Annotated in this window: 6 protein-coding genes; all 6 read right to left on the reverse strand. The window is 65.5% G+C overall.

Annotated features, from left to right (window positions below; genetic code table 11):
- Positions 1 to 76 precede the first annotated feature (76 nt).
- The 6 genes from EHS19_RS08310 to EHS19_RS08335 all read right to left on the reverse strand — a co-directional run bounded on the left by EHS19_RS08310 (position 77) and on the right by EHS19_RS08335 (position 5,780).
- The gene (locus tag EHS19_RS08310) at positions 77 to 796 is read right to left on the reverse strand and encodes a DUF6466 family protein (protein ID WP_151917299.1); all 720 of its coding nucleotides are present in this window, start codon (positions 794 to 796) and stop codon (positions 77 to 79) included.
- The gene (locus tag EHS19_RS08315) at positions 793 to 1,845 is read right to left on the reverse strand and encodes a vWA domain-containing protein (RefSeq protein WP_421745486.1); all 1,053 of its coding nucleotides are present in this window, start codon (positions 1,843 to 1,845) and stop codon (positions 793 to 795) included. Before EHS19_RS08315 ends, EHS19_RS08310 begins: the two co-directional genes overlap by 4 nt.
- Entirely contained in the window at positions 1,842 to 2,972 is a 1,131-nt protein-coding gene (locus EHS19_RS08320) for a vWA domain-containing protein (protein ID WP_151917300.1), read from the reverse strand. The genes EHS19_RS08315 and EHS19_RS08320 overlap by 4 nt, the downstream gene beginning before the upstream one ends.
- Positions 2,969 to 3,478, reverse strand: a complete 510-nt coding sequence (locus EHS19_RS08325; protein ID WP_151917301.1) for a hypothetical protein — start codon at positions 3,476 to 3,478, stop codon at positions 2,969 to 2,971. The genes EHS19_RS08320 and EHS19_RS08325 overlap by 4 nt, the downstream gene beginning before the upstream one ends.
- Positions 3,475 to 4,488 (reverse strand): DUF58 domain-containing protein, encoded by a 1,014-nt coding sequence (locus EHS19_RS08330; RefSeq protein ID WP_241677164.1) that lies wholly within the window; start codon positions 4,486 to 4,488, stop codon positions 3,475 to 3,477. The genes EHS19_RS08325 and EHS19_RS08330 overlap by 4 nt, the downstream gene beginning before the upstream one ends.
- Before the next feature lie 176 nt (positions 4,489 to 4,664).
- Positions 4,665 to 5,780: an AAA family ATPase gene (locus tag EHS19_RS08335; protein WP_151917302.1), complete on the reverse strand. Its 1,116-nt coding sequence runs from the start codon at positions 5,778 to 5,780 to the stop codon at positions 4,665 to 4,667.
- Positions 5,781 to 6,206 lie beyond the last annotated feature (426 nt).

The following is a 6,206-nucleotide window of genomic DNA, read 5'->3' on the forward strand; positions in this document are numbered from 1 at the left end:
GTGTCGCTGGGGGTGCCGCTGGGGATGCTGCGTGGGGCGCACGGGGGCTGCTGTTGCGGGGATGCCGTTGTAGGCGTCACCACGGTTTGTTGCTGTTGCCGGAATTGTTCGTCGTAGTGCTGTCCGACCCATCGTTGGCGTTTGCGGCATCGTCAGTCGAGGCATCGTCAGTCGAGGCATCGCTGTTGGAGGCGTTGTCGGACTGCCGATTCGCATTGAGCAGCTCCTCGACCTGGCGTTTCTGCTGATCGCTCAAGCCGCCTTGGGATTGCGCGGCATCATCCGACTGATTCGCATTGTCGCGATTGGTCGTGCCCTCCTGCTGGTCGCGCAGTCGGTCGTTCAGCGACGCGGTGAGCCGATCGGACACCGTCGAGTTCGTGGCGATGGAGTCGCGCACCGACGGCAACAGCAGATTGCCGAACCGTGCCGCCTCATCGAATTGCGCATCGACCTGAACCTGACGGGCGCTCAGCTGCGCAAGATCGGGGTCTTTGCCGGCGGCTGCGCTGATATTGGATTCCAGCCCGGCGGTGGCCTGATTGTACAGGCCGACCGCGCGCAGATTGATCGCCACCGGCACGCCGGCGATCAGCGCCGCCGCCGCGATCATGGACAGTGCCACGCGCACCGGCAGCGACGCGCGCGCCTGGCGCTGGCTGCGCCCACGCGCGCGCCCGCGTCGCCGTGCGGTGCCTGCGTCGACGGCGCCATCGTAGGCATCGGCAGCGGCGCCGGCGGCATCAGCGGACCGATCCGTGGCGATGATTGACGCTGCAACCATATCGGCGTTCATATCAGCCTCCTTGACACGACGATCCACGAGCCGATCTCCCATGCGAGCAGCACGACCATCACGATGGCGAGCGGCCAGACGACCGGATTCACGCGGGTTCGTTGCTTGGTGCCTTCGCTGACCTGCCATGCGGAGGAGACCTTCGACGAAGCCTCGTCCCGCAGCGTATGCGTGGCATCGGCGGGCAGATACGCGCCGCCGAGTTCGTCGGCGATGTCCTTGAGATTCCTCACATTCATGCGCGAGATGCCCGGCTGGCCGGTGTCGGGATCCTGCACCCATTGCCCCGACTGGATGCGCGATCCCGAGGTGCCGTCGCGAATGACGGGGATGCGCCCGCCCTTGCTCGACCCCACGCCCACGGTGAACCCGTCGTCGATGTATCGGCGCAGCGTCGAGAAGCTCCGCCGGCTTGCCGCGCTCGTCTGCTCGCCGTCGGTGACGATATAGACGATGATCGCATCGTCGGGATGCGCCTGACGCATCGCCTTCAACCCCAGCATCAGCTGATCGAGCGGCGCGTCGAGACTGGAGCCGGCCGACACCGACGTGGACTCCGGCTGCAGCGTATCCGCCCAATTGCCGATCGCCGGCGCGTCGGGTGTCAGCGGCACGTCCGTGGATGCGCTTGCGCCGAACCTCATGGCCGAGAAACTCGCATCAGGATACGAATCGGTGATGTCCTTGACTGCCTTGCGCGCAGCATCCAGCCTGGTCATGACGTCTGCGGACCCGTATGACGCGTCGGAGACCGCCATCGAACCGGTCACATCCACCGCGATCACCACATCGGTGGCGTTGACGGCCCGACTGGTGGTCGTCGTCTCTATGCCGGGAGTCAGCACCGCCAACGCCAGCGTCATGCACAGCAGCGCCCTGCGCACAGCGGTCGGCCACGTCTCGTCGGTACCCTGCGCACTGCGCGCGCGGCGGGCATGCAGCACCAGCGCAAAAACCGCCAGACCGACCATGCACGCCGCCAGCGCGCCGCCAAGCGGCCACCCCAATGCCGGGGCGAAAACCAGCGTGTTCCACCATGCCAACGTCATCGACGCAACCTCCATGCCAGTATCAGCCACACGGCCACGACCATGCACGCCGCCAGCGTCCACCAGCCTGGCGCGTCGGCCATTGCCGCATGGCTGGCCTGCTCCACCTGCGCGTGGGAGCGCGACTCGATGTCACGGACCAGCGACGAGACGTCAGTGCCGTTCGACTGCGTCAGGAACGTGCCCCCATGCGATTCGATCTGCGCGCGCATGTCGGTGGTCGTTGCATCCGACTCGCCGGATGTGGGACCGGAGAACAGGCCATCGACGACGATGCCGGCCTGCTTCGTCAGATCCAGCGCCTGGGCAAGCGTATAGGACGGCGTTCCCGACACGATGTTGTCGGTGGCGAGCACGATCGACGCGGCACGACGGCGTTGCGAACCGGTTCCCGAAGCCGAACCGCCGTATGTGAAGCCGGGCAGCATCGCCGCGCAGCCGACCACGCCGTCGCCGATCAGCGAAGTCGCGTCGCGTCGGTTCTGCGTGCCTTCTAGCCAGTCGGAAATGCGCTGATACTGCTCATCCGACATCTTGTCGATATCGCTCTGCGTTTCGACGCCGCGCAGAATATCGGCCGCGTCCTTGAGCTGGCGGGAGACCAGATCATAGTCGTCGGTCAGCGGAAACACGGTACGCGACGTGGAATTGAAGATGCTCAACGCGATGCGCTCGCCCTTGAAACCGGCGACAAGATCACGGTAGGTCTCGATGACCTGCCGGTCATACGGCAGCGTCGAGCCGGACACATCAAGACACAGCACGATGTCGCGGCTGGAGGAGCGATCATCGCTTTGATCGATCTGGGAGGGACGCGCGACCAGCACGATCGCCAACGCCGTCGCCAGCGCGATCAGCGCAACGGCGACGCGGTTCCACGCACGCCACCGACGCATGAGCATGCTCGCCTGCTCGCCGGAACGATCGTCGTCAAGCGAAAACACGGTGATCGCCCCGTCATGCGCATCGTTCGCGGTATTCGCAGCATCCTCATTATCCGCGGTATTCGCTCCATTTGCGGCATTCGCAGGACGATGCGGCATCAGCGCCATCGTCAGCACGATCAGCGCGATGACGCCGATCAACGCGGCGAGCGCGGCCCAAGGCCATTGCCAGACTATGGTCATCGACGACACCTCTCCACCAGATCGGCCACCCAGCCGGCCGCCTCCTCGACGCTGACGTCGCGCGCCCGGCCATTGACCGCGGCATCGGCGAACTCGGGCGGATACAACGCCTCGATGGTCGTGCGAAGCGCATCCAGCGCGCGGGCATCGGAGGAGCTGCGCTCAATGCGCGCCAGATCCGAAAGCGTGTCGAAGGACAGATCACGGCCGGTCGCGTCGGACGCAAGGTCGCGGGCGATGCGCGCCAGACGACGAAACGCATCCTCGCGACTGACTTCGCCGCCATGATACGCATGCACGACCGCATCGATGCGCTCCAGCCACGTTCCTCGATCGGACTGGGGTCGATGCGCGCCGCGCCGCTGCGGCCGGGCAGGATGGCGACGCGGCCGCGACAGCAGCACCACAAGAGCGATCAGCAGCAGTGCAAAAGCGACAAGCGCGATCAGCCCGATCAGCAGAGTCGCGGCGAAATCCAGCTGAGGCAACGGTTTGAGATCGCTCATCGCATGCCTCCCAGGCCGTTGCCGGCCGCCGCCGCTGCCGCCGCCGAAGCAGAAGCAGCCGCCGACGAAGCCGGTGCAGCTGCCGACGAAGCCGGTGCGGCAGCCGCCACCGGAGAAAGCGGCGATAGCGGCGAAAACGCTGTCATCTGCGGCATATTGCGGGCGGCGCGCACGCGGGCCAGCGACACCAGATGCACGAACGAATCGAACATCGCCTCACTCGAATCCGCACGAATCATCCGCGAGCCGCATCGGGCCAAGGTGCGCTTCAACGCCTCCGCCACGTATGCACGATGCGTCGTCACCTCGTCCGCGCTCGACGGCTGCCTGAGGAACGAGGGAACGCGACGGCCGGAAACCCCGTCGACCACCTTCGATGCGATGGGGGAGAGCGCGAAGGGATTCGCCGTCGCCACGTCGATGACCACCAGCGGATGCGTGCGCGCGATCAGGCCGATCGATTCAAGATGATGCTCCGTCAGCGCATGCTCGTCGACCGCAAGAACGATCAGCGCGTCGTGATCGCGAATGCGGCGGGCGAACGCCAGCAGCGCGTCGATGTCACGGCCATGCGACCATGCTCGGCTCATCGCCTGATCCAGCATTCGCTCGAAACGGGCGAATCCGCCGTTGAACGGCATGCGCGTGATGCGCGAATCATCGCCGAACACCAGCGAAATGTCATCGGAACGTCTCAACGACAACGCCGCGAACATGAGCAGCGCATTCGCCGCCACATCGCAGGCGCGCTCGCCGTTCGGGCAGGAGCCTGTCATCTGACGGCTCGCATCCATCAGCATCCACACGCGGCTGGTGACGCGGCGCTCACGCTGGACTACCATGGGCCGCCCCTGACGGGCGCTGGCACGCCAGTCGATCAGGCGGGCCTCGTCGCCGGGCTCATAGGCGCGGATGTCCATCACATCGTCGCCGCCGCCGCGTCTGCCGGACGCATGCTCGCCCTCAAGCACCCCCAGCGCCCGGCGAACCGTGGGCAGACTCATCGCCATGCCCAGCGACTCGATGCGCGAGCGCACGTCGCCCGACGCACCCCTGCCCGTCGCGGAGCCGGCGTCGGTCCGCTTGCCGCCGTTGCCGGTGGTGCGGCCGGTGCGGCCGGTGTTGCCGGTGTTGCTGCCGGTACGGTTGGCTTTGGCGGTATGGTCGGTCCGTTTGATTCGACCGATCATGGAACGGGAACCGCCTTGACGATCGAATCGATCACCTGATCGGTGGTCACGCCGTCCGCAAGCGCCTCGAACGTGAGCATGATGCGGTGGCGCATCGCCTCATGCACGAAATCGCGCACATCCTCCGGAATGACGTAGTCGCGCCCGGAAAGCAGGGCGTGGGCCTGGCCGATGCGCGTCAGGGCGATCGACGCGCGAGGGCTCGCGCCAAGACGGACCAATGCGGACAGGCCCTTGATCGGATGCGAGCCGCCCCCGCGCGATGTCGCCGCCAAGTCGACCGCATACTGCATGATCGCGTCGGAGACATGCACGCGACGAGCCGCACGACGCATGAACTCGATGTCACGAATCGACACCGTCTCGCCGGTGAACGACGTGGCATCGACGGTATCCGACCCGCGTCTGGTCAGCAGCGCCAGCATGCGACGCTCCTCGTCAGGCGTCGGATACGTCATCACCGCCTTCATCATGAAGCGGTCCATCTGCGCTTCGGGAAGGTTGAACGTGCCCTCCTCCTCGATGGGATTCTGCGTGGCGATCACCATGAACGGCTGGGGAAGGGCGATGCGTTCGCCTCCGATCGTCGTCGCGCCCTCGGCCATCGCCTCCAGCATCGCCGACTGCGTCTTCGCGTTCGATCGGTTGATCTCGTCAAGCAGCACGAAATTCGCGTGAATCGGGCCGATCTGCGTGGTGAACCGCTGCGTCGAGAAATCGAAGACCTGCGTGCCGGTCAGATCGGACGGCATCAGATCAGGCGTGCACTGCACGCGCTTGAACGAGCCCGACACCGATGTGGCGAGCGTCTGCGCGGCCGTCGTCTTCGCCAAGCCCGGCACCGATTCGATGAGAATATGGCCGCCGGCGACCAGCGTGACGATCAGTGATTCGCGCAGATTGTCCTGGCCGATCAGCGACTGCGCAAACCGTGCGCGAATGCGGTCGGCGAGGCGACGCGCCTGAGTCACGTCGTCGGAACCCAGCACCGAGGCGACCGGCATCGGCACCGCGGTCGGGGATGCCGGGGATAGCGGGGAAATCGGGGAAGTCGGTGACAGGGGCGCGTTCGGCGCAGGCGGCGTGGTCGTATGAGTCGGGAATATCGGCATGATGCTCACTCCAACACAATCGGAAATTCGTGACTGCCCACCTATGGTAACGGCACGACATGAAAACACGGTGAAGAGCGGGCGGCCGAAGCGCCGGCTTGCCGGTTTGCTTTACGCCAATGTCCTGCAATTGTGGTCGGGCTGCGCCCGCGTTTTGTTGGCGGGACTGTCGTCCCGCTACATTGGCTACGAACAGTCCACAGCTGAGCCGTTAAGGGAACAGTCCGGTGGACTGTTCCTAGGCGAGGTGAGCCGCTTGCGGCGAAGGACGAGCGTAGCTCGTCGGTTTGCTTCACGCCAATGTCCCGCAATTATGGTCGGGCTGCGCCCGCGTTTTGCTGGCTCGACTGTCGTCTCGCAACGCTGCCGGCGAACAGTCCACTGCTGAGCCGTTAAGGGAACAGTCCGGTGGACTGTTCCTAGGCG

Origin of the sequence: Bifidobacterium jacchi (assembly GCF_009078285.1) — a bacterium.
In the GTDB taxonomy this organism is placed as follows: Bacteria; Actinomycetota; Actinomycetes; order Actinomycetales; family Bifidobacteriaceae; genus Bifidobacterium; species Bifidobacterium jacchi.